This window comes from Stenotrophomonas sp. Bg11-02 (assembly GCF_002836635.1).
GTDB lineage: Bacteria > Pseudomonadota > Gammaproteobacteria > Xanthomonadales > Xanthomonadaceae > Stenotrophomonas > Stenotrophomonas lacuserhaii.
This window is the reverse complement of record NZ_PJAY01000068.1, coordinates 48,273-67,099: the sequence shown is the minus strand read 5'-3', so window position 1 is coordinate 67,099 and position 18,827 is coordinate 48,273. Positions and strand designations below refer to the sequence as shown.

The following is an 18,827-nucleotide window of genomic DNA, read 5'->3' as shown; positions in this document are numbered from 1 at the left end:
CTTCGGCGCAGGTGGCCTCCAGCCCTGCGAGGTACGCCGATGGAACCGCATTACCCCCGTGCCGCCAAGCGCCTGTACGCCCTGATGGGCGACAAGATGCTCGACTTCCCACCGCACTTCATCGAACGCCTGGAGCGGCGGTTGGAAGCGTTTGAAACATCACGCACGCACAAGCACGTGGTGGTGCCGCTGCGCCTGGTTTCAGACATCGAAGACGATGCCGCGCTGACGGGTGACGACGGCGGTGAGGAGCCCCAACGCGCAGCGCTGATCGCCGTTCCCATCCGCACCCTGCAGGCGTTGGCATCGATCTTCGAAATCCTGCACGCGGCGCATCTGGGTAAGCAGGATGTGCAGTCGGAAGGCTGCGTCACCAACCTGATGGTGGAGGGGCTGATCCTGTCCGGGCGCGACTTGGTGCGGTCATCGGCCGATACCATGTGGAGCCCGCCATGACGCCCTTCGAGCGTGCCAACGCCCGCGCGGCCAACCCGCGCGCCGCCGAGACGGCCGAGTATCTGGATGCCCGCCTGCACATGGCCAATTATGAGGAATCCACGTTCGCGCGCTCGCTGCTGCTGGCAGCCGAGCTGCACGGCATCCAGCATGCGGCACGCGAGTGCGGGCTGAGCGACGAAGCCATGCGCCGGCAGTTGAACGGTACCCGTCCCCTGTACTTCGACAGCGTGCTGGGCGTGATGCGGGCGCTCGGTGTGCAGTTGCGGGTGGAGGTGGTTTGAGGGGGAGGGGCGACAAACCCGGACCGGCGACTGAGTGTGGCGATCAACCCATGCTGAGCGCGCGTCCGTGGTTTTCCTGCTGCATGCGCTCATCGTGCATCTGCTGTTCTCGCTGCTGCATCTGCGCACGTTGATCTTGCTCGCGGCTCACCACCTCGAGCTGCTGCATTGATTCGTCCACCGGCGTCTGGGCCGCCTGCACCGTTGGCATGGAGGCGCGCTGGTGCACAGGATCACCCGGCTCGCCCTGGACCACGAACAGCGTGTGCCCGGCTTGTTCGTGCGCCGTGGCATTGCTCAGCAGGACGTGGTCTACCCGATCCAGGCCATTGTCCTTGGCCAGCACCAGCAGGCTGGCGGTCATCCGCTCACTGGTGGCATCAAAGCTGCGCCCATGTCGGGCGTCCAGCCCCGCTACTCCGTCGCGCACCTGCTGATAGAGAGAATGGTCGGGATGGCCCGGCTGCGTTGGCGTAGCGGGTGTCGTCGGCGTCGGCTGGAGTGCTTCCCGCTCGGCAGGATCATCGACTGCCTCGGGCACCGGGGAGCCGGGCACGGGAGCATCCTGCTTCTGGATGGCTTGAATCTGCAGGTAGGTTTCGTTCAATTCATCGCGAAGGTTCCCCTCGGCCAATGAGTCATGGATATACCCATCATGCAGCCATTGGCCATCCTGCCTATGCTGGTAAGTGCGGCCATCCGAGCCAAGCACCTGTTCTGGATGATCACGAGTCCACGTCACTGCCTCAGGAATCGGTCCGTGCCGGGACCAACCCTGCTCCACGTACGCTTGCTCATATTGCTTGGCGAAGGCGACCGGACTACGCGCTGCATTGAAGGCCATGATGCCGTGGGCAGTCTCATCAAGCTTGGCCGCCTTGGTGGCATCGGCCACCTCCACGGTCGTGCTCTTGATACCATGCTCATAGACCTGATGGACGACCTCACGCCGCCATTCGCCACTGTCTGGGGTGCGCTCCCACGAACGTGGAAGGAGGCTGGGCGTATCGGTGGCGTCGCTGTCGATGCGGTACGGATCGATTGGCAGATCGGGCGCTGACAGGCGCAGTTCCACTGCCCTGCAGGATGCTTTGTAATTCAATTCCTGGGTCAACGCCCGGTCGGCCGTGAGCTGTGTAGTGGCGCCGTAGATAGGTCGATCCGCCACCGTGCCGACCGTCCCCACGATTGCTCGTTCTCTGTGCGTCCAGCCCTTGCCGGGATGTTCCGGATCAAACGTCCAGACCCTGCCGGCGCTGTCGGTCTGGTTGTTGATTCGGTACTTCTCGATCCAATCAACGACTTCGCTGGCACCCCAGGCGCCCAATCCTGCGCCGATGATGCCGGTGACTACCGCGCCGGGGCCGGATTCGATGCCTACCAGCGTGCCAGCCTTGGCACCCACCGCCGCACCGGTCCAGCCGCCGACACTGCGTGCGCCGAAGTCCAGCAATGCGGCCTCCGCGCCAGTCGAGTTATCGCGCGCGTAGAGGTCTGCCACATTGGCGCCCTCCGAGGCGGCTTCAAAGGCCGTCGCGGCTGTGCCGCCGACCACCGCGCCGCGCACCATGTTCGGGCGCACGCGGACGGCGTGGTCGATGTCCGCCGTGTAGCGGATGCGTCGCTCAACGGGGCCTACTACCCTGAGCGTTGTATGCTCACCCTCCACCAGCTCCCCTGTTTCTGAGCTGATGTGGCGATTGTTGCGAAGCTTCTCAGATAGGTTTGAGTGCCAGTCGCCCTGCGCCTTCCAACCATCGCGCAAAGCGAGAGTGGTGTGGGGATTCTTCAGGCGCTCTTGGCGTTCTTGCTCCAGCGCTGCCCCTGGTAGCCGTGCGTCGCTGTGGCTATCGTAGACCTGAGCGCCCTCACGGTCGTAAAGAAGGATGGGGATGCCGGTCTCGGCATGGACCTTGTCGAGGTTTCCAGGGAGCGCTCCATACACCTGAGTGCGTACTTCCTCGGGGACGTAACGACCATAGCCATTGGCATCCAGACTTCTGGAAAACCTTCTGTCTACACCGAGTTCGCTTTCCAGCTCATGTGCAACGACGCCGCGAATCTCGACTTGATAGCCTTTGGCTTGGAGGTCCTTGATCAGGGTGACGGCGCTGTCACCATTGCCCAGGGTGGTATCGAGGATGATGTTCCTGCGTCCTTCAACTGCGGCTGCACGCAGCTCCTTGGCCCACTGGCTTGCATCGTGGTGGGTATGGCCAGCCCAGGTGTAAGGATACTGCTGGCGCAGGCGCTCGACGTCGGGGTGCGCATTGCGTAGTTCGTCCGGATCGATCGGTACAACATTTCCGCTAAGTTCATTCAGCGCTGACTTTGTCAATCCGCTTTTGCCCGCTCCCGGTTGTCCCGCTAGTAGGATCGCTTTAGGACTGTCTCGGGGGCTTGCTTCCTGCAATCCGCTTGCGGGGAGTACGTTTTCGAGGAATCGCTTTGCGTGTACTTCAGGATCCAGCCGGCTATCGAGATCGTTCATCCGCCGATCGCCATAAAGTAGTTGTAGAGAGGCTCATCGTTCAGCCAGTGCCGTTTGAAGGACGCGCTGAACATTAGTCGTTCTTTCTCAATAGCTCGCGCAATCGCTTCAGAATCACCCGAAATCTGGGCGCTAACAAGTTCAGCACGTGCTTCGCTGATGAAGGTTCCCAGCCGTCCTTCCAGCGCTGAAATCGCATCATCGAATGGCATGAGCGGAACTTCCTGGGAATCCTTGACTGCCTGATTCAGAGCCTCCTGCAGCCTTTCAATATGCTCCGGATAGTCCTGGAGCATCTCGCGCAGCTTGGCGGGGACCGGGGGGGCGGGCAGAGGCATAGGCGATACCTTTTAACGAAATGGCGTGAATAAGCGAGGAAGTACGGTTTTTTGGCAGAGCTTGATGGCCGTAGTGGCCTTGGGCGGAGATAGCTGGTCTGTGGGCCGAGTATAGATAGCGCTGATCGACCGCTGCTGTGAGGCAGATCACGCGCGGCGGCCAAGTGTTAGCTGGCGGTACGGCGTTTCTGGCACGCCACGATGTGTTGCGCCTTCGGGCTGGCACCTGGTGCCGTGGAGTCGGGTAGTACGCACTTTGCACCGTGTCTGGCATGCGCATACCATGCGCATAAACTGCCCGGAGATCCACATGACCGCTAGGTACGATCCAAGCGGGCAGAAAAGAGCCGTCAAGCTGACCCTCAATTCCGATCTGGTTGCACAGGCCAAGGCGCTCACCGGTAATCTTTCCGGCAAGGTGGAAGCCCTGCTTGCGGAGCTCGTGGCCAGCGAACACGAGCTTCAAGGCGCCCGCAGACGGGAGCTGGCGCGCGCAGCCGAAGAATGGGGCGCATTCGTGGAAACCCACGGCTCGCTTGCTGACGAGTTCTCCACCCTGTGATCGGCCAGTTTGAGGTGTATGCCAACGTGGGCTCGAATCACAACATTCCGTTCGTGGTGGTCGTCCAGTCCAGCGTTTTCGAAGCGGCGCCGCGCCGGGTGGTGGTGCCGCTGGATGCAATCACGGCAGCCCGGCTGACGCCTTCCCGGGTGACGCCTGAGTTCGAGGTGGCAGGCAGGCGGGTGATATTGCAGCCACTGGAAACGATGTGGGTACCGGTTTCCGCGTTAAGGCAGCGGGTGGGCTCACTCAAGAAGCAAGGGCAGCAGGTGATGGATGCGCTCGAGGAGTTGTTTACCCAGGCCTTCGGTTGAGCCGGCAGGGCGCAGGGGGAGCTGTCGATGGGATGTCGAGCAAGCTCGACACTACGGTGGGCGCGGTGAAATCGGCGGTCTCAGGGTAAGATGGAGCCTGCTGCAGGGGGAGCCAGCAGCGGACCAATATGCAGCTGTACGGGGCGGGATGCGCCGGGCGGCACACAATGAGGAACCGCATGAACGCAGTCGCCACCGCAAATCTCGTCGGCATCACCGGTATTGCCCGTCGCCTGGTCCAGGACGGGGCGCTGGATGAAGCCGGCGCGCGCGATGCGATGGCCAAGGCGACCGCCGCGCGGCTGCCACTGCCGCAGTGGTTCGCGCAGAACAAGGTCGTCACCGCCGCCCAGCTGGCCGCCGCCAATTCGCTTGAATTCGGCATGCCGCTGTTCGATGTCGGCGTGTTCGATGCCAACCAGAGCGCGATCAAGCTGGTCAGCGAAGAGCTGCTGCGCAAGCACCACGTGCTGCCGCTGTTCAGGCGCGGCGGCAAGCTGTACGTGGGCACCAGCGACCCCACCCATTCGCTGGATGAAATCAAGTTCCACACCAACCTGGTGGTGGAACCGATCCTGGTGGATGAAGACCAGATCCGCCGCACGCTGGAGCAATGGCAGACCAGCCACGATTCGATGTCCTCGCAGATGGGCGACGACGACGAGGGCATGGCCAACCTGGAAATCGGTACCGACGACGACAACAGCGCCGGTGATTCGGGAATCGACGCCAAGGGCGATGACACCCCGGTGGTGAAGTTCGTCAACAAGGTGCTGGTGGACGCGATCCGCAAGGGCGCCTCGGATATCCATTTCGAGCCCTACGAAGACGACTACCGCGTGCGCCTGCGCATCGACGGCCTGTTGAAGATGGTGGCGCGTGCGCCGGTGAAATTGAACCAGCGCATCGCCGCGCGCCTGAAGGTCATGGCGCAGCTGGATATCGCTGAAAAGCGCGTGCCGCAGGATGGGCGCATCAAGCTCAACCTGAGCAAGACCAAGCAGATCGACTTCCGCGTCAGCACCCTGCCGACGCTGTTCGGTGAAAAGGTGGTGCTGCGTATCCTGGACGGCAGCGCGGCCAAGCTGGGCATCGACAAGCTGGGCTACGAAGCGGACCAGGAGAAGCTGTTCAAGGACGCCATCCACAAGCCGTACGGCATGGTGCTGGTGACCGGCCCGACCGGTTCGGGCAAGACGGTTTCGCTGTATACCGCGCTGGGCATCCTCAACGATGAAACGCGCAATATCTCCACCGCCGAAGACCCGGTGGAAATCCGCCTGCCCGGCGTCAACCAGGTGCAGCAGAACAACAAGCGCGGCATGACCTTCGCCGCGGCGCTGCGTTCGTTCCTGCGCCAGGATCCGGACATCATCATGGTCGGCGAAATCCGCGATCTGGAAACCGCCGAGATCGCGATCAAGGCCGCGCAGACCGGCCACATGGTGCTGTCCACGCTGCATACCAACGATGCACCGCAGACCATCGCGCGCCTGATGAACATGGGTATCGCGCCGTACAACATCACCAGTTCGGTGACGTTGGTGATCGCCCAGCGGCTGGCGCGCCGGCTGTGCAACAACTGCAAGCGCCGCACCGAGCTGCCGGCGCACGCGCTGCTGGCCGAAGGCTTCACCCAGGCCCAGCTGGATGCGGGTATCGAGCTGTATGAAGCCGTTGGCTGCGATGAATGCACCGAGGGCTACAAGGGCCGTACCGGTATCTACCAGGTGATGCCGATGACCGATGAGATCTCCACGATCATCCTGGCCGGCGGCAATGCGCTGCAGATCGCCGAAGCCGCCCAGGCGATCGGGGTGAACGACCTGCGCCAGTCGGCGCTGGTGAAGGCAAGCAAGGGCGTCACCAGCCTGGCCGAGATCAACCGCGTCACCAAGGATTGATGGGCTGATTCAGGATGCCGGTGGGTGACGCGCCAAACCTTGGCGGGTGGAAGAGCCGAGCTCTGGTGGGTGGAAGAGCCGGGCTCTGGTGGGTGGATGAGTCGAGCTCCGGTGGGTGACGACCGTTGGTCGTCACGCTCTTGCTTGAACTCAGAAGCGTGACGACCAACGGTCGTCACCCACCGAACCCACAGCAGCCACGCACCGAACGTCCGCCGTCCGCCTCCAGCTGAATGATTTCACCTGCAACTGTCATCGGGATCGTGTCTAATACGACTCCCCACCGCGACACCCCACGCTCATGTCCCTCCAATCCCATGGCCCCGCGCCGTGCGACGACGCTGACGGCCACCTCGTCACCGCTGGCCCGCTGACGCCGCCCCCGGATATCGCCGGCACCCCGCAGGACGACCGCGCGCTGCGCCATTCCCATGCAGAAGACGTGCAGGGCATGGTGCTGGCCACGCTGGTGGCCTCGCTCGGCCTGGCCATCTTCGCCAAGGGCGGGCTGATGATCGGCGGCATGGCGGGGCTGGCCTTCCTGATCCACTACACCGCCGGTTGGAACTTCGGCCTGGTGTTCGTGCTGGTCAACCTGCCGTTCTATTGGGTGGGCGTGCGCCGGATGGGCTGGGAGTTCACCCTGAAGACCTTCGCCGCGGTCACCGCCTGCGGCATCCTGACCGACCTGCTGCCGCGCTGGGCGGATTTTGCGCATATCGCGCCGCTGTATTCGGCGCTGGTGGGCGGCGCGCTGGCCGGCCTGGGCATCCTGTTCTTCATCCGCCACCGTGCCAGCCTGGGCGGCATCGGCATCCTGGCGGTGTACCTGCAGCGCACGCGGGGCTGGAGCGCCGGCAAGGTGCAGATGAGCTTCGATGCGATGCTGATGCTGGTGGCGTTCAGCGTGCTGTCGCCGATCCAGGTGATGTATTCGGCCATCGGCGCGGTGGTGCTGAGCCTGGTGCTGATGTTCAACCACCGCCCGGGCCGGTACATGGGCGTCTGAGGCAACGATCGCGCGGCAAATCTGACGGCCAGCGGCCGTCACTACCGGTGGGTCGCGGTGCCGGGGCGAAAGGCCGCCGAGCATGGCTCGGCGCTACCGGGTGGGTCGCGGTGCCGGGGTAGTGACGGCCGCTGGCCGTCAACGTCGTTACCGGGACCAGGCCGGTTTCAGTTCCAGGATCCGCTGCTGCACCGGGCAGTCGTCGGCGTGGGCGCCTTTCAAGTAGCCCAGGCTCATCAGGAATTCGCCGGTGATCTCCCCGCCGGTAAACCGGAAGGTCTTCTTGAACAGTTTCACCCAGCCGGCCTTGTCCAGCGGGTGGTGCGCGTCCAGCCATTCCACGAAGCCGCCGTGGCTGGCGCGCAGGCCCTGAATGACCTGCGCATTGTGGATGGCGGCCAGCACTTTCAGCCGGTTGCGGATGATGCCGGCGTCGCCCAGCAGGCGGTCGATATCCGGCTGTGCGTAGGCGGCCACGGTGTCCACGTCGAAGCCATCGTAGGCGCGGCGGAAGCCTTCGCGCTTCTTCAGGATGGTTTCCCAGCTCAGCCCGGCTTGGTTGATTTCCAGCAACAGGCGTTCGAACAGCTCGGCTTCTGCGCGCTGCGGGAAGCCGTATTCGTGGTCGTGGTAATGCCCGTGCACCGGGTGGCCCGGGGCGATGCTGCAGTATCCGCTCATGGGGTTTCCGTGGGTTCCCTGGACAGGTTGCCGATGCTGGAAGGGGTGCCGTCGTCCAGCGAGATTTCCGGCCAGCGCGGCGGTTTCAGGGTCAACCTTCCAGTGCGCACGGCGTCGTGGATACGTGCGGTTTCAGAGGCCGAATCACCGCGCGGGAAGCCGTACGATCCCACTGTCCACCAGCCGTGCGCACCCTGCGCATGCAGCTGGCAGTACGCCCCGGATCCTTCCATCAAGGCGCACAGCAGCACGTCCGGGTGTCCGTCCCCGTCGAAATCGCGGGTAGTGGCGACGCAGCGTGATTCGATGTCCAGGCAGCTTCCAGTCTCCACCTTGCGCGCCACCATCGCGTCCCACCAGCTGTCCGGGGGCGTGGCGGAGCCTTCGGCCAGCACCAGCCGCTTGCGCAGCGCGGCCAGGTCGCGGATGCCGTCGTCGATCACCTGCTCCCCGCCGCCCCAGTACGCGGTGCGCGCCAGGGCCTGGGTGGCCACGCTGGCCGCCCGCGCATCGGCAGTGAAACGGGGATCCTGCTGCAGGTCGCGCAGTGTCGCCACGCCGCGCCGGCCCAGGTCGAAGCGCAGCATCATCGCGTCCGCCGTGGTGATGCCATCAGGGTTGGCCAACAGCCGCGCCTGCTGGCTGGCGACGGTGATCCGTACCGGGTCCAACAGCGGCGAACTGGCCAGCAGCGCCGCGCCCAGCACCCCCCAGCACATGATCCGGTTGGCCGGCTCCAACCGCTGCAGCCAACGCCCGCGGCCGAACGGGGCCAGTGCATAGCCGAGCGCATAGCCGGTCACCAGCACCGCGATCAGCAACGCCCAGAAACGCTCCAGGGTCCAGCCGTACTGGCCGATGCGCAGCCACACCGCGTACAGCGCCAGCGCCGACAGCACCGGCAGCGCCAGCAGGCTGGCTTCCACCAACCGACGCAGCCAGCGCGGGTAGGGCGGCTGGTCGTTGTCATGCTGGTACACCGCGTTGGTGAAGGTGACCAGCAGCAGCGCCAGCACCAGCAGCAGCGAGGCGGCCGAACGGGTTTCCCACAGCGGCTGCAATCCAGTGAACGGCAGGCTCAGGGTGAAGATGACGGTGATGAAGGACAGCAGCGGCAGCAGCCCCCGGCAGACCGCGAACAGCACCTGGCGCGTTATCTGGATGGCGCGTTGCTGGGTGCGCCCGATCAGGATGCCGAAGCCGGCCAGGGTGCCGGTGGCCAACGCGATGAAGGCATCCTGGCGGAACAATTCGGTGAAGAAGGTGATCTTCAGCAGGCCGAAAAGGGACGCCCACAACCACAGCAGCAACCAGGTCAGGCCGGTGAACAGCAGCGCCAGCGCCAGGGTCAGGCCGTTCTGCCAGGCGCGTTCGAACAGCGCATCGTAGCTGGCGCGCCAGTGGCCGTGCTGCAGGCGGTGCTGCCACCACGGCAGGCTGATGAAGGTGGCGATCGCCATCGCCAGCGAGAACGGCATGCGCAGCGGTTCTGATCGCAGGCCGGGTTCTCCTTCCAGGTTCCAGCCGATCCAGCTGGCCAGCCCGAGTACCACCACCGACGCCAGCAGCGCGTGCAGCCACATCCGGCGGTCACGCAGGTCCACCACGGTCAGCGCGATGGCGCTGGGCACGCTGAGCACCCACGCATACCAGCGGTAGCGCGATCCGACATCCTGCAGCGGCCAGCTGCCGTCGAGCTGCTGTGCCAGATACAACAACAGACCCTGCAGCAGGGCGATCAACACGATGGCACTTCGGGTGGATGGGGGCAGCGTCGTGCTGGGGGACATCGCAGGCTCCTTGCTCGGTGGCCGCCATCCTACCGTCTCACGCGCCTGCACACGGCCCAGCGGTTAGAATGAAGCCATGTCCGAGATTTCGACTTCCCTTGCCCATCACCTGCTGGTCGCGCTGCCCTCCCTGGCCGACGAGCCCTTCGCCCGCAGCGTCGCGCTGATCTGCCAGCACGACCAGAACGGTTCCATGGGCGTGCTGGTCAACCAGCCCTCGGACTACACCATCGGTGAAGTCCTGGCGCAGATGGACATCACCACCGACAACGACGAACTGCGCCAGCGGCCCGTGCTGAACGGCGGCCCGGTGCACCCCGAACGTGGCTTCGTCATCCATGACGATGCGCGTGCGTGGGAGTCCAGCCTGCTGGTCGGCGAAGGCGTGTACCTGACCACCTCGCGCGACATCCTGGAAGCGATGGCGCGCGGCGAGGGTCCGGCCAATGCCCTGGTCACCCTGGGCTGCGCCGGCTGGGGCGAAGGCCAGCTGGAAGGCGAACTGGCCGACAACAGCTGGCTGACCGTGCCGGCCGACGCCGACCTGCTGTTCCGCACCCCGTACGAGCAGCGCTGGCAGGGAGCGGCCACGCGCATCGGCGTGGACCTGTTCCGGCTCACCGATTACAGCGGCCATGTCTGAGCCGGCGGCCATCCGCCGCGACGGCACCGTGCTCGGCTTCGACGTGGGCTCGCGCCGGATCGGCGTGGCCATCGGCAGTGCCTTCGCCGCGCATGGGCGCGCGGTGGCGGTGATCGACGTGCACGGCAGCGGCCCGGACTGGGGCGCGGTGGAACGCCTGATCAAGGAGTGGAGCCCGGACGGCCTGGTGGTGGGCGATCCGCTCACCCTGGACGGCCAGGACCAGCCCAACCGCAAGCGCGCGCAGGGCTTTGCCCGCCAGCTGCGGGAACGTTTCAAACTGCCGGTGGCGATGATCGACGAGCGCTCCAGTTCGGTCGAAGCCGCGCGCCGGTTTGCCGTCGAACGCGCCGAAGGGCGCAAGCGCCGCCGTGATGCCGCTGCCCTGGATGCGGTGGCCGCTGCGGTGATCATCGACCGCTGGCTGTCTTCACCGGACGACGCCACCCCCATTCCCTGACCTGCCGACCGCCTGCCCATGACTGCCTCGCAACTCGATTCATCCGGACGCCTGCGCCACCTGCTCACCCTGCAGGGCCTGCCACGCGAAACCCTGCTGCAGTTGCTGGACCGCGCCGGCCAGATCCGCGATGCGGCAGTCGGACGGGTCGGCAACAAGCGCGCGGTACTGGCCGGTTCGGCGGTGTGCACGCTGTTCTTCGAGCCGTCCACGCGCACCCGCAGCTCGTTCCAGCTGGCCGCGCAGCGGCTGGGCGCGGACGTGCTGAACTTCGATGCGTCCACCTCGTCCACCCGCAAGGGTGAAACCGCGACCGACACGCTGCGCAACCTGGAAGCGATGGGCGTACGTGGCTTCGTGGTGCGCCATCCGGACGACGGCGCGGTGGCTGCGCTGGCCGCGGCGGCAGGCGAGGGCACCGCGCTGATCAACGCCGGCGACGGCCGCAGTTCGCACCCCACCCAGGGCCTGCTGGACATGCTGACCCTGCGCATGGCCAAGGGCAGTGATTTTTCGAAGATGAAGGTGGTGATCGTCGGCGACGTAAAGCATTCGCGCGTGGCCCGCACTGACCTGCACGCGCTGCGCACGCTGGGCGTGGGCGAGATCCGCGTGTGCGGCCCGCAGTCGCTGCTGCCCGACGATGACACGCTGAAAGGCTGCGTGGTCGGCCAGGACTTCGACGAAATGCTGGAGGGCGTCGATGCGCTGATGATGCTGCGCCTGCAGCGCGAGCGCATGGAAGAAGGCCTGGTGCCATCGCTGGAGCAGTACCACCAGCAATACGGCCTGCACGCCGCCCGCTTGGCCCGCGCCGGCAAGGACGCCGCCGTGCTGCATCCGGGCCCGATCAACCGCGGCGTGGAAGTCACCGATGAAGTAGCCGACGGCCCGCAATCCTGGGTGCTGCGCCAGGTCGCCAACGGCGTCGCCGTACGCATGGCCGTACTGGAAACGTTGCTCGGCTGAAGGTAGTGACGACCGCGGTGCCCTTGGTGGGTGACGACCGTTGGTCGTCACGCTCTCCCCGCTCGGTCCAACCCGCGATCAGCTTCTGCTTTTCACACACGCAGGCGATAATGACGCGCTGACCACCCCTCATGCCGCATCCTCTCCAGGATCGCAGCCTCTTCTTTCCTGCGGGAGTTCCGATGGCCGAGGCCGTACGCCACGACAAGACCGCGCGCCAGCTGCGCCTGCTTTCCGATGCGCTGGACAGTGGTCGACTGGGCCCGGTGCGTCGCCTGGTCAACACGCTGGCCCCGGCCGAAATCGGCAACCTGCTTGAATCGCTGCCGCCCGGCAAGCGCGAAGTGGTTTGGGGCCTGGTGGACCCGGAAGACGACGGCGAGGTGCTGGTCCACGTCGGCGATGAAGTGCGCGAAAGCCTGCTGGCGGACATGGACCCGGACGAGATCATCGCCGCGGTCGAAGACCTGGACATCGATGACCTTGCCGACCTGGTCGAAGACCTGCCGGACACCGTCATCGACGAAGTCCTCAAGTCGATGGACCGCGAAAACCGCGAGCGGCTGGAACAGGTGCTGTCCTATCCCGAGGACAGCGCCGGCCGCCTGATGAACCCGGACGTGGTGACCGTGCGCGCCGACGTCAATGTCGACGTGGTGCTGCGCTACCTGCGCCTGCGCGGCGAACTGCCCGACCACACCGATCATCTGTTCGTGGTCAGCCGCCGGCATCAGTACCTGGGGCGGCTTTCGCTTGCGGCACTGGTGACCCACGAAGACACCACGCCGATCAACCGATTGATCGACGACGAGCAGCCGGCCATCGACGTCGGCGAGAGTGCCGATGAAGTGGCGCGGCAGTTCTCCGATCATGACTGGGTCTCCGCGCCCGTGGTGGATGACAACAACATCCTGCTCGGCCGCATCACCATCGATGACGTGGTGGATATCATCCGTTCGCAGGCCGAGCACCAGGCACTTGGCGCGGCCGGCCTGGACGAAGAAGAAGATCTGTTCTCTCCGATCAAGCGCGCCGTGCGCGGCCGCGTGGTCTGGCTGGGCATCAACCTGTGCACGGCGTTCCTCGCCGCCAGCGTGATCGGCCAGTTCGAACTGACCCTGCAGAAAGTGGTGGCGCTGGCGGTGCTGATGCCGATCGTCGCCGGCGTTGGCGGCAATGCCGCGGTGCAGGTGCTGACCCTGATGGTGCGCGGTATCGCGCTCGGCCAGGTGGGCCCCAGCAATGCGAGGATCCTGCTGTGGAAAGAACTGCGGGTGGCCATGATCAACGGCACCCTGATCGGCCTGCTGGTCGGCCTGATCGCCTTTGTCTGGTTCCACAGCTGGCTGCTGTCGATCGTGATCACCCTGGCCTTGATGATCAACTTCTGTGCCGCTGCACTGGCCGGCGTGCTGCTGCCGCTGATGCTCAAGCGCATGAACGTTGACCCGGCCGTCGCCGGTACCGTGGTGGTGACGGCGGTGACCGATGTCATGGGCTTCTTCAGCTTCCTCGGCCTGGCCACCCTCATCCTGCTGCACTGACCGGTACCGACCATGGCCACCACCGTAGACAACTATTTCCAGGCCGGCTGGCGCGACCAGCAGCACACCTGCGCAGCCTGCGAGTGGAAAGGCAGCTCGCGCGCGATGGTGATGGAACTGGCCGAAGACGTGACCGAGTACGACTGCCCGGTCTGCGAGAACCCGCTGCTGATCGTGGTCCATCCGGATATTGGCCAGGTGCAGGCCGCTGCGGCAGCGGGCAATGAAGAAGCCCAGCAGCAGCTGGAGATCATCGCCAGTTTCCCGCGCCCGGACTGATGCACTGCACGATGCCGGCGATTGCGCAGGCCGCTAGGATGGAAGCGTTTTCATCCTGTCAGGATCCGCCATGCATTGCCTGCTGCTGCGCTTCACCGTTGCCGCCACCCTGCTGATGTTGCTGGTCGGTTGTGCCACCACACCGGACCCCACGGCTGGGCGATTTGAATCGCGCAGCGTTACCGTGGACGGTCACGTGTCCCGTTACCAGGTGTTCGTGCCCGCCGATGCCGTGCGCGCGGCCGGGCCGTTGCCGGTGGTGCTGTTCCTGCATGGGTCCGGTGAGCGTGGCCGCGACGGCATGAAGCAGACCAAGGCGGGCATCGGCCCGTACCTGCGCGAACACGCCAGCAGCTTCCCGGCGCTGGTGGTGCTGCCACAGGTGCCCAACCGCGAGGAATGGGACGGCCTGAACAACCGCGTCGCCTTGGCGGCACTGGACGCCACGCTGGCCGAGTTCTCGGCGGATCCGTCGCGGCAGTACCTCACCGGCATGTCGATGGGCGGCTATGGCAGCTGGAACATCGCGCTTTCCGCGCCGGACCGGTTCGCAGCCATCGTGCCGGTATGTGGCGCGGTGATCGCCCCGCGCGAAGAACGCCAGACCCTGTTCGTCGCCGCCGTCGCCAACGAAGCAGACCCCTACGCCGCGCTGGCCCAGCGCCTGAAGAACGTGCCGATCTGGATGTTCCATGGTGCGAAAGATGATGTCGTGCTGCCCGACGATGACCGCAAGCTGCATGCGGCATTCAAGGCCGTCGGTGCGACCGATGCACGCTACACCGAGTATCCCGACGGCAACCACAACGCCTGGGACGCCACCTATGCCGATACCGCGATGTGGACCTGGCTGCTGGCGCAGAAGCGCTGACCCTGCTTTGCCTTGGTGGGTGACGACCGTACTTTGTTTTGGTGGGTGACGGCCGTTGGTCGTCACGCTTTCGAACTAAAGCCGTCGACCCCACGTAAACGGATACTCTCCGAGCGACTCCACCAATCCGGCGCGGACAGGATTGGCCACGACATACATCGCATGGCGCTGCAGTGATTCATCCGAACGTATCGCATGGTCGTGGTAAGCCGCTTGCCAGACCGGACCACAGTGCCCGCATTCGCGGCGGATACGCAGGGCGGTGCTCGATTTGAATCGCTGGGCCAGGTAACCCAATGATTGATCCATAAGTTCGAACATCCAGTGCACATGATCGGGCATGACGACCCAGGCGCAGGATGAAAGGAGCACTCCAGCCTCCATCACTGCGATCTGCTCGATGACGATGCGCGCGGCGTCTGGGGAATCGAAGCAGCGGTGGCGGTCGTGGCACACGAAGGTGAGGATGTAGCTCTGTCCGATGATGCTGCGCCTGCCGTTGCGGAGTCGATGGCTGCTCATGGGAAGAGCGTAATGCCGATAGCCATGGAATGGAGTCAGGGAACTCCAGTGGTGCTGTTGGGGATCCAGGGCAAGAGCGTGACGACCAACGGTCGTCACCCACCGAAGCAGGACAGCCACAGGGCGAGGGCGTGACGACCAACGGTCGTCACCCACCACAGCAGGGCGGGGTCAGTTGCCGTTGATCCAGCGTTCGATACTGCGGCGGTCGCGGGCGGCGAGCAGCTTCGGGGCGCGGGCGCGCAGTTCGCCGAGGTCGCTTTCGCGGATCGCGCGGCGCACTTCCAGCAGGGTGCCGGGATGCAGGCTGAACTCGGTCAGGCCGAGTGCAAGCAGCATCGGCGCCAGGCGCGCGTCACCGGCGATTTCACCGCACACCGCCACCGGAATCTGATGGCGCTGGCCGGTTTCGATCACCAGCTTCAGCAGCCGCAGCACGGCCGGATGCAGGGGCGAATACAGTTCACCGAGCGCTTCGTTGTTGCGGTCGGCCGCCAGCAGGTACTGCACCAGGTCGTTGGTGCCGATGGACAGGAAGTCGACCAGGTCGATGAAGCTTTCCAGTGCGAACGCGGCGGCCGGCACTTCGATCATCGCGCCCAGCGGCACACGTTCGCTGACGGCGTGGCCTTCGGCGCGCAGCTGCGTGGTCAACCGGGTCATGCGCCGGCGCACGGCCAACAGTTCTTCGCGCGTGCTGACCATGGGGATCAGGATGCGCACCTTGCCGTAGGCACTGGCCCGCAGGATCGCACGCAGCTGCGTATCGGCCACCAGCGGGCGCGCCAGCGACAGCCGCACGCCACGCAGGCCCAGCGCCGGGTTGTCTTCGTTGCTCAGGGTCAGGCCGGTGCGGTCGGCCTTGTCCGCGCCCAGGTCCAGCGTGCGGATGGTCACCAGCCTGCCGGCCATGCCCAGCGCGGCATCGCGGTAGGCCTGGAACTGTTCTTCTTCGTCCGGCAGCTCGTTGCGCTGCAGGAACAGGAATTCGGTGCGGTAAAGGCCCAGGCCCTGCGCACCGAACGCATGCGCCTGGGTCACGTCTTCCAGCGATTCGGCGTTGGCCAGCAGGGCGATGTCGACCTGGTCGCGGGTGCGGCTGGGTTTGCTGCGCAGGCGGCCCAGCTCACGCTGTTCGCGCGCATGTTCCTTCAGCCGCACCCGGTAGTCGCGCAGGTTCTCTGCCTGCGGATTGACGGTGATGCTGCCATCGCTGGCATCCACGATCAGCACGTCGCCATCGCTGACTTTCTGCAGCAGCCCGGGCACGTTGACGATCAGCGGCAGGTGCAGGCTGCGGGCGAGGATCGCGCTGTGCGACAGCGCGCTGCCGGCCGTGGTGACGATGGCCACCACGCCCTGCGACTGCAGCTGGGCCATCTCCGAAGGGGCGATGTTGTCGCAGACCAGGATTTCGCCGGCCAGGCCTTTCACCGCCGGCGGCAGCACCGGCTGCAGGAAGGCGTGGATGCGGCCGATCACATGGTCCAGGTCGTCCATGCGGCTCTTCAGGTAGGCATCGTCCATGCCGTCGAAGACCTTGGCCAGGCGGTCGCGCTGCAGGCGCAGCGCATAGCCGGCGCTGTAGGGACCACTGCGGATCAGCTCGTCCAGCCCGAACAACAGTTCCGGATCGTCCAGCAGCAGTGCATGCAGGTCGAGGAACTCGCCGGCTTCCTGGTTCAGCGCACCTTGCAGGCGCTGGCGCAGGTCGTGCATTTCCTTGCGCGCGGCATCCAGCGCGACGTGCAGGCGCTTGAGCTCCTTGTCCACGTGCTGCGGCGCCACGCGCTGTTCGGCTACTTCCAGCGCGTGCGCCAGGCGCACCCGTGCGCGCCCCAGCGCTGTACCGCGTGACGCGCCGTGGCCGGACAGCAGCTGCACCGGCCGCAGGCCGGTGGGTGCCAGTCCAGCACGGGCGCGCGGCATGCTCAGCTGTCCTCGTCGAAGCGGCGCTCGAACAGCGAGACCACGGCATCCATCGCCGCCTGTTCGTCTTCGCCGTTGATGCGGATGGTGACCGGGGTGCCCTGGCCGGCGGCCAGCAGCATCACGCCCATGATGCTCTTGGCGTTGATCTCACGACCCTTGGCGGCCATGGTCACGTTGCAGCGGAAGGGTGCAAGTTCCTGCACCAGCTTCGCCGTAGCGCGGGCATGCAGGCCCAGGCGGTTGGTAACGGTGAGTTCTTTCTCAAGCATCGTCGACTATCGCTCCATTGCGCGCGCCCGCCGCCGCAGTGGCGGGCAGTTGATCCAGTCCCTGTTCCGGATAATTCATCACACGCAACAACATCGGCAGGCTCAGTGCGGCAACCCGACGCGCCGGCGTTCCCAGTCTGGCCAGTTGGGCGGCCAGGTTGCTGGGGCTGGCACCGTACAGGTCGGTCAGGATCAGCACCCCGTCACCCCCGTCCACCCGCCGCAGGGCGGCCGAAGCGAGCGGGAGCAAGGTATCCAGATCCGCATCGAACGGTACGTCGAACGCTTCAGTCTTCAGCGGCAGATGCCGCAGCAGCCGGGTCGCCACCTCAAGAAGGGCCGATCCGACGCCAGGATGTGTTACGAGGAGAATGCCACAGGTCATGCTCGAACGTTAACAGGTCGGCATGACGCTGCGATAGCGGGCGCAGAGCCCTTCAGTGTTCCGTATTCATCTGCAGAACCAAAAAGGGGACGGAGGGGATTAAGTCGCATCCGGCACGCCAGGTGTCGGATGCGACTTAATCCCCTCCGTCCCCTTTTTTTCAGTCGAGTTCGCGATGGTAGGTCGCGACGTCCTTCCAGCCCTGTTCGCGGGCATGCCGGGCCAGCCGCTCGGCCAGGAAGACCGACCGGTGCTTGCCGCCGGTGCAACCGAAGGCCACGGTGACGTAGCTGCGGGTGTCGTTGCCCAGCTTCGGCAGCCAGGTGTCCAGGAAATCGGTCAGCTGGCCGACGTAGCGCTGCACCTCCGGCTGCGCTTCCAGGTAATCGCGCACGCCGCCTTCGCGGCCGCTCAGCGGGCGCAGTTCCGGGTCCCAGTGCGGGTTGGGCAGCACCCGGGCGTCGAACACGAAGTCGGCCTCGGCCGGTACGCCGCGCTTGTAGGCGAACGATTCGAACAGCAGCGACAGCGGCGTGGTGTGGCCCAGCGTGTACTCGGTGACGATGCGGCGGCGCAGCTGGTGCACGTTCAACGTACTGGTATCGATGATCGCATCGGCCGCGCGGCGCAGCGGTGCGGTGAGTTCGCGCTCCCGGGCGATCGCTTCGGGGAGGGACAGGCCGAGCTGGCTCAGCGGGTGGCGTCGGCGGGTATCGGCATAGCGCTTGAGCACCGTTTCGTCGCTGGCTTCGAAGAACAGCAGCTGCGCGCGCACGCCGGCTTCGTCGGCCAGTTGCCGCCATTGTTCAAGCTGGCCCAGGTCGCTCTGGCCGCGCACGTCGATGCCCACCGCCAGCCGCCGCGGGGCACTGCCGGGTGCGCCCAGCACGCCGCGCACGAAAGCCGGCAGCAGGTCGATCGGCAGGTTGTCCGAGCAGTAGTAGTCCTGGTCCTCGAAGGTCTTCAAGGCCACGGACTTTCCAGAGCCGGACAGGCCGCTGATGATGATCAGGGTCGGGGCGGACGGGGCAGGGCGGTTCATGGCGGACTCTTGGTTGGGGTGCGGATGATTGGGGGAGCAGTGACGACCAACGGTCGTCACCCACCGCCAGCGGCCGTCACTA

The 18,827-nt window shown here is 65.4% G+C and carries 21 protein-coding genes; 12 read left to right on the top strand and 9 right to left on the bottom strand.

Translation table 11 applies throughout. The annotated features are described in order from the left end of the window. The first annotated feature begins 84 nt into the window (after positions 1 to 84). Both CXG43_RS16195 and CXG43_RS16190 read left to right on the top strand, forming a co-directional pair. On the top strand, positions 85 to 456 hold the full coding sequence (locus CXG43_RS16195; RefSeq protein ID WP_157825194.1) for a hypothetical protein: 372 nt from the start codon (positions 85 to 87) through the stop codon (positions 454 to 456). Then, positions 453 to 740, top strand: a complete 288-nt coding sequence (locus CXG43_RS16190; protein WP_101100839.1) for a transcriptional regulator — start codon at positions 453 to 455, stop codon at positions 738 to 740. Before CXG43_RS16195 ends, CXG43_RS16190 begins: the two co-directional genes overlap by 4 nt. A 43-nt stretch (positions 741 to 783) precedes the next feature. Here CXG43_RS16190 and CXG43_RS16185 read toward each other — a convergent pair whose 3' ends face one another. Beyond that, positions 784 to 3,231, bottom strand: a complete 2,448-nt coding sequence (locus CXG43_RS16185; protein ID WP_101100838.1) for a zeta toxin family protein — start codon at positions 3,229 to 3,231, stop codon at positions 784 to 786. Further along, the gene (locus CXG43_RS16180) at positions 3,228 to 3,569 is read right to left on the bottom strand and encodes a hypothetical protein (protein WP_101100837.1); all 342 of its coding nucleotides are present in this window, start codon (positions 3,567 to 3,569) and stop codon (positions 3,228 to 3,230) included. Before CXG43_RS16180 ends, CXG43_RS16185 begins: the two co-directional genes overlap by 4 nt. Before the next feature lie 310 nt (positions 3,570 to 3,879). Between CXG43_RS16180 and CXG43_RS16175 the strand changes: the two genes are divergently transcribed. The 4 genes from CXG43_RS16175 (at position 3,880) to CXG43_RS16160 (ending at position 7,358) form a co-directional block, all read left to right on the top strand. After that, positions 3,880 to 4,131 (top strand): type II toxin-antitoxin system CcdA family antitoxin, encoded by a 252-nt coding sequence (locus tag CXG43_RS16175; protein ID WP_101100951.1) that lies wholly within the window; start codon positions 3,880 to 3,882, stop codon positions 4,129 to 4,131. Beyond that, entirely contained in the window at positions 4,128 to 4,445 is a 318-nt protein-coding gene (locus tag CXG43_RS16170) for a CcdB family protein (protein ID WP_101100836.1), read from the top strand. Before CXG43_RS16175 ends, CXG43_RS16170 begins: the two co-directional genes overlap by 4 nt. 179 nt (positions 4,446 to 4,624) lie before the next feature. Then, entirely contained in the window at positions 4,625 to 6,349 is a 1,725-nt protein-coding gene (pilB, locus tag CXG43_RS16165) for a type IV-A pilus assembly ATPase PilB (RefSeq protein WP_101100949.1), read from the top strand. Positions 6,350 to 6,650: 301 nt separating this feature from the next. Then, entirely contained in the window at positions 6,651 to 7,358 is a 708-nt protein-coding gene (locus tag CXG43_RS16160) for a YitT family protein (protein WP_101100835.1), read from the top strand. 147 nt (positions 7,359 to 7,505) lie between these two features. Here the strand turns inward: CXG43_RS16160 and CXG43_RS16155 are convergent, their stop codons facing one another. Together CXG43_RS16155 and CXG43_RS16150 are read right to left on the bottom strand one after the other, a co-directional pair. Continuing rightward, positions 7,506 to 8,039, bottom strand: coding sequence for a DNA-3-methyladenine glycosylase I (locus CXG43_RS16155; RefSeq protein ID WP_101100834.1), 534 nt, complete (start codon positions 8,037 to 8,039; stop codon positions 7,506 to 7,508). Next, entirely contained in the window at positions 8,036 to 9,829 is a 1,794-nt protein-coding gene (locus tag CXG43_RS16150) for a DUF4153 domain-containing protein (RefSeq protein WP_101100833.1), read from the bottom strand. The genes CXG43_RS16155 and CXG43_RS16150 overlap by 4 nt, the downstream gene beginning before the upstream one ends. A 76-nt stretch (positions 9,830 to 9,905) precedes the next feature. On the opposite strand from CXG43_RS16150, the gene CXG43_RS16145 reads away from it, so the two are divergent. The 6 genes from CXG43_RS16145 to CXG43_RS16120 all read left to right on the top strand — a co-directional run bounded on the left by CXG43_RS16145 (position 9,906) and on the right by CXG43_RS16120 (position 14,595). After that, positions 9,906 to 10,472, top strand: coding sequence for a YqgE/AlgH family protein (locus CXG43_RS16145; protein ID WP_101100832.1), 567 nt, complete (start codon positions 9,906 to 9,908; stop codon positions 10,470 to 10,472). Next, positions 10,465 to 10,932, top strand: a complete 468-nt coding sequence (gene ruvX / locus CXG43_RS16140) for a Holliday junction resolvase RuvX (RefSeq protein WP_042614628.1) — start codon at positions 10,465 to 10,467, stop codon at positions 10,930 to 10,932. Before CXG43_RS16145 ends, ruvX begins: the two co-directional genes overlap by 8 nt. 18 nt (positions 10,933 to 10,950) lie before the next feature. Next, entirely contained in the window at positions 10,951 to 11,901 is a 951-nt protein-coding gene (locus CXG43_RS16135) for an aspartate carbamoyltransferase catalytic subunit (RefSeq protein WP_101100831.1), read from the top strand. A 182-nt stretch (positions 11,902 to 12,083) separates the two neighbouring features. Next, complete coding sequence (gene mgtE, locus CXG43_RS16130) at positions 12,084 to 13,445, top strand: magnesium transporter (protein WP_042614633.1); 1,362 nt, start codon at positions 12,084 to 12,086, stop codon at positions 13,443 to 13,445. 12 nt (positions 13,446 to 13,457) lie between these two features. After that, entirely contained in the window at positions 13,458 to 13,724 is a 267-nt protein-coding gene (locus tag CXG43_RS16125; RefSeq protein ID WP_101100830.1) for a hypothetical protein, read from the top strand. 70 nt (positions 13,725 to 13,794) lie between these two features. Beyond that, on the top strand, positions 13,795 to 14,595 hold the full coding sequence (locus tag CXG43_RS16120) for a prolyl oligopeptidase family serine peptidase (protein WP_101100829.1): 801 nt from the start codon (positions 13,795 to 13,797) through the stop codon (positions 14,593 to 14,595). Between the two features lie 75 nt (positions 14,596 to 14,670). Here the strand turns inward: CXG43_RS16120 and CXG43_RS16115 are convergent, their stop codons facing one another. The 5 genes from CXG43_RS16115 to rapZ all read right to left on the bottom strand — a co-directional run bounded on the left by CXG43_RS16115 (position 14,671) and on the right by rapZ (position 18,745). After that, entirely contained in the window at positions 14,671 to 15,117 is a 447-nt protein-coding gene (locus CXG43_RS16115) for a transposase (protein ID WP_101100828.1), read from the bottom strand. Positions 15,118 to 15,288: 171 nt separating this feature from the next. Further along, positions 15,289 to 17,046: a phosphoenolpyruvate--protein phosphotransferase gene (gene ptsP / locus CXG43_RS16110; RefSeq protein WP_101100827.1), complete on the bottom strand. Its 1,758-nt coding sequence runs from the start codon at positions 17,044 to 17,046 to the stop codon at positions 15,289 to 15,291. Positions 17,047 to 17,048: 2 nt separating this feature from the next. After that, positions 17,049 to 17,318, bottom strand: coding sequence for an HPr family phosphocarrier protein (locus tag CXG43_RS16105; RefSeq protein WP_042614635.1), 270 nt, complete (start codon positions 17,316 to 17,318; stop codon positions 17,049 to 17,051). Beyond that, complete coding sequence (locus CXG43_RS16100; protein ID WP_101100826.1) at positions 17,311 to 17,703, bottom strand: PTS fructose IIA subunit family protein; 393 nt, start codon at positions 17,701 to 17,703, stop codon at positions 17,311 to 17,313. The genes CXG43_RS16105 and CXG43_RS16100 overlap by 8 nt, the downstream gene beginning before the upstream one ends. Positions 17,704 to 17,863: 160 nt before the next feature. Beyond that, positions 17,864 to 18,745, bottom strand: coding sequence for an RNase adapter RapZ (gene rapZ / locus CXG43_RS16095; protein ID WP_042614637.1), 882 nt, complete (start codon positions 18,743 to 18,745; stop codon positions 17,864 to 17,866). Positions 18,746 to 18,827: the final 82 nt, after the last annotated feature.

Coding starts and splice junctions, on each gene's coding strand:
- CXG43_RS16115 (WP_101100828.1), bottom strand. CDS start 15,117: ATGAGCAGCCATCGACTCCGCAACGGCAGGCGCAGCATCATCGGACAG.
- mgtE (WP_042614633.1), top strand. CDS start 12,084: ATGGCCGAGGCCGTACGCCACGACAAGACCGCGCGCCAGCTGCGCCTG.
- CXG43_RS16120 (WP_101100829.1), top strand. CDS start 13,795: ATGCATTGCCTGCTGCTGCGCTTCACCGTTGCCGCCACCCTGCTGATG.
- CXG43_RS16160 (WP_101100835.1), top strand. CDS start 6,651: ATGTCCCTCCAATCCCATGGCCCCGCGCCGTGCGACGACGCTGACGGC.
- rapZ (WP_042614637.1), bottom strand. CDS start 18,745: ATGAACCGCCCTGCCCCGTCCGCCCCGACCCTGATCATCATCAGCGGC.
- CXG43_RS16150 (WP_101100833.1), bottom strand. CDS start 9,829: ATGTCCCCCAGCACGACGCTGCCCCCATCCACCCGAAGTGCCATCGTG.
- CXG43_RS16135 (WP_101100831.1), top strand. CDS start 10,951: ATGACTGCCTCGCAACTCGATTCATCCGGACGCCTGCGCCACCTGCTC.
- ptsP (WP_101100827.1), bottom strand. CDS start 17,046: ATGCCGCGCGCCCGTGCTGGACTGGCACCCACCGGCCTGCGGCCGGTG.
- CXG43_RS16180 (WP_101100837.1), bottom strand. CDS start 3,569: ATGCCTCTGCCCGCCCCCCCGGTCCCCGCCAAGCTGCGCGAGATGCTC.
- CXG43_RS16185 (WP_101100838.1), bottom strand. CDS start 3,231: ATGAACGATCTCGATAGCCGGCTGGATCCTGAAGTACACGCAAAGCGA.
- CXG43_RS16175 (WP_101100951.1), top strand. CDS start 3,880: ATGACCGCTAGGTACGATCCAAGCGGGCAGAAAAGAGCCGTCAAGCTG.
- CXG43_RS16100 (WP_101100826.1), bottom strand. CDS start 17,703: ATGACCTGTGGCATTCTCCTCGTAACACATCCTGGCGTCGGATCGGCC.
- CXG43_RS16105 (WP_042614635.1), bottom strand. CDS start 17,318: ATGCTTGAGAAAGAACTCACCGTTACCAACCGCCTGGGCCTGCATGCC.
- CXG43_RS16190 (WP_101100839.1), top strand. CDS start 453: ATGACGCCCTTCGAGCGTGCCAACGCCCGCGCGGCCAACCCGCGCGCC.
- pilB (WP_101100949.1), top strand. CDS start 4,625: ATGAACGCAGTCGCCACCGCAAATCTCGTCGGCATCACCGGTATTGCC.
- ruvX (WP_042614628.1), top strand. CDS start 10,465: ATGTCTGAGCCGGCGGCCATCCGCCGCGACGGCACCGTGCTCGGCTTC.
- CXG43_RS16155 (WP_101100834.1), bottom strand. CDS start 8,039: ATGAGCGGATACTGCAGCATCGCCCCGGGCCACCCGGTGCACGGGCAT.
- CXG43_RS16125 (WP_101100830.1), top strand. CDS start 13,458: ATGGCCACCACCGTAGACAACTATTTCCAGGCCGGCTGGCGCGACCAG.
- CXG43_RS16145 (WP_101100832.1), top strand. CDS start 9,906: ATGTCCGAGATTTCGACTTCCCTTGCCCATCACCTGCTGGTCGCGCTG.
- CXG43_RS16195 (WP_157825194.1), top strand. CDS start 85: ATGGGCGACAAGATGCTCGACTTCCCACCGCACTTCATCGAACGCCTG.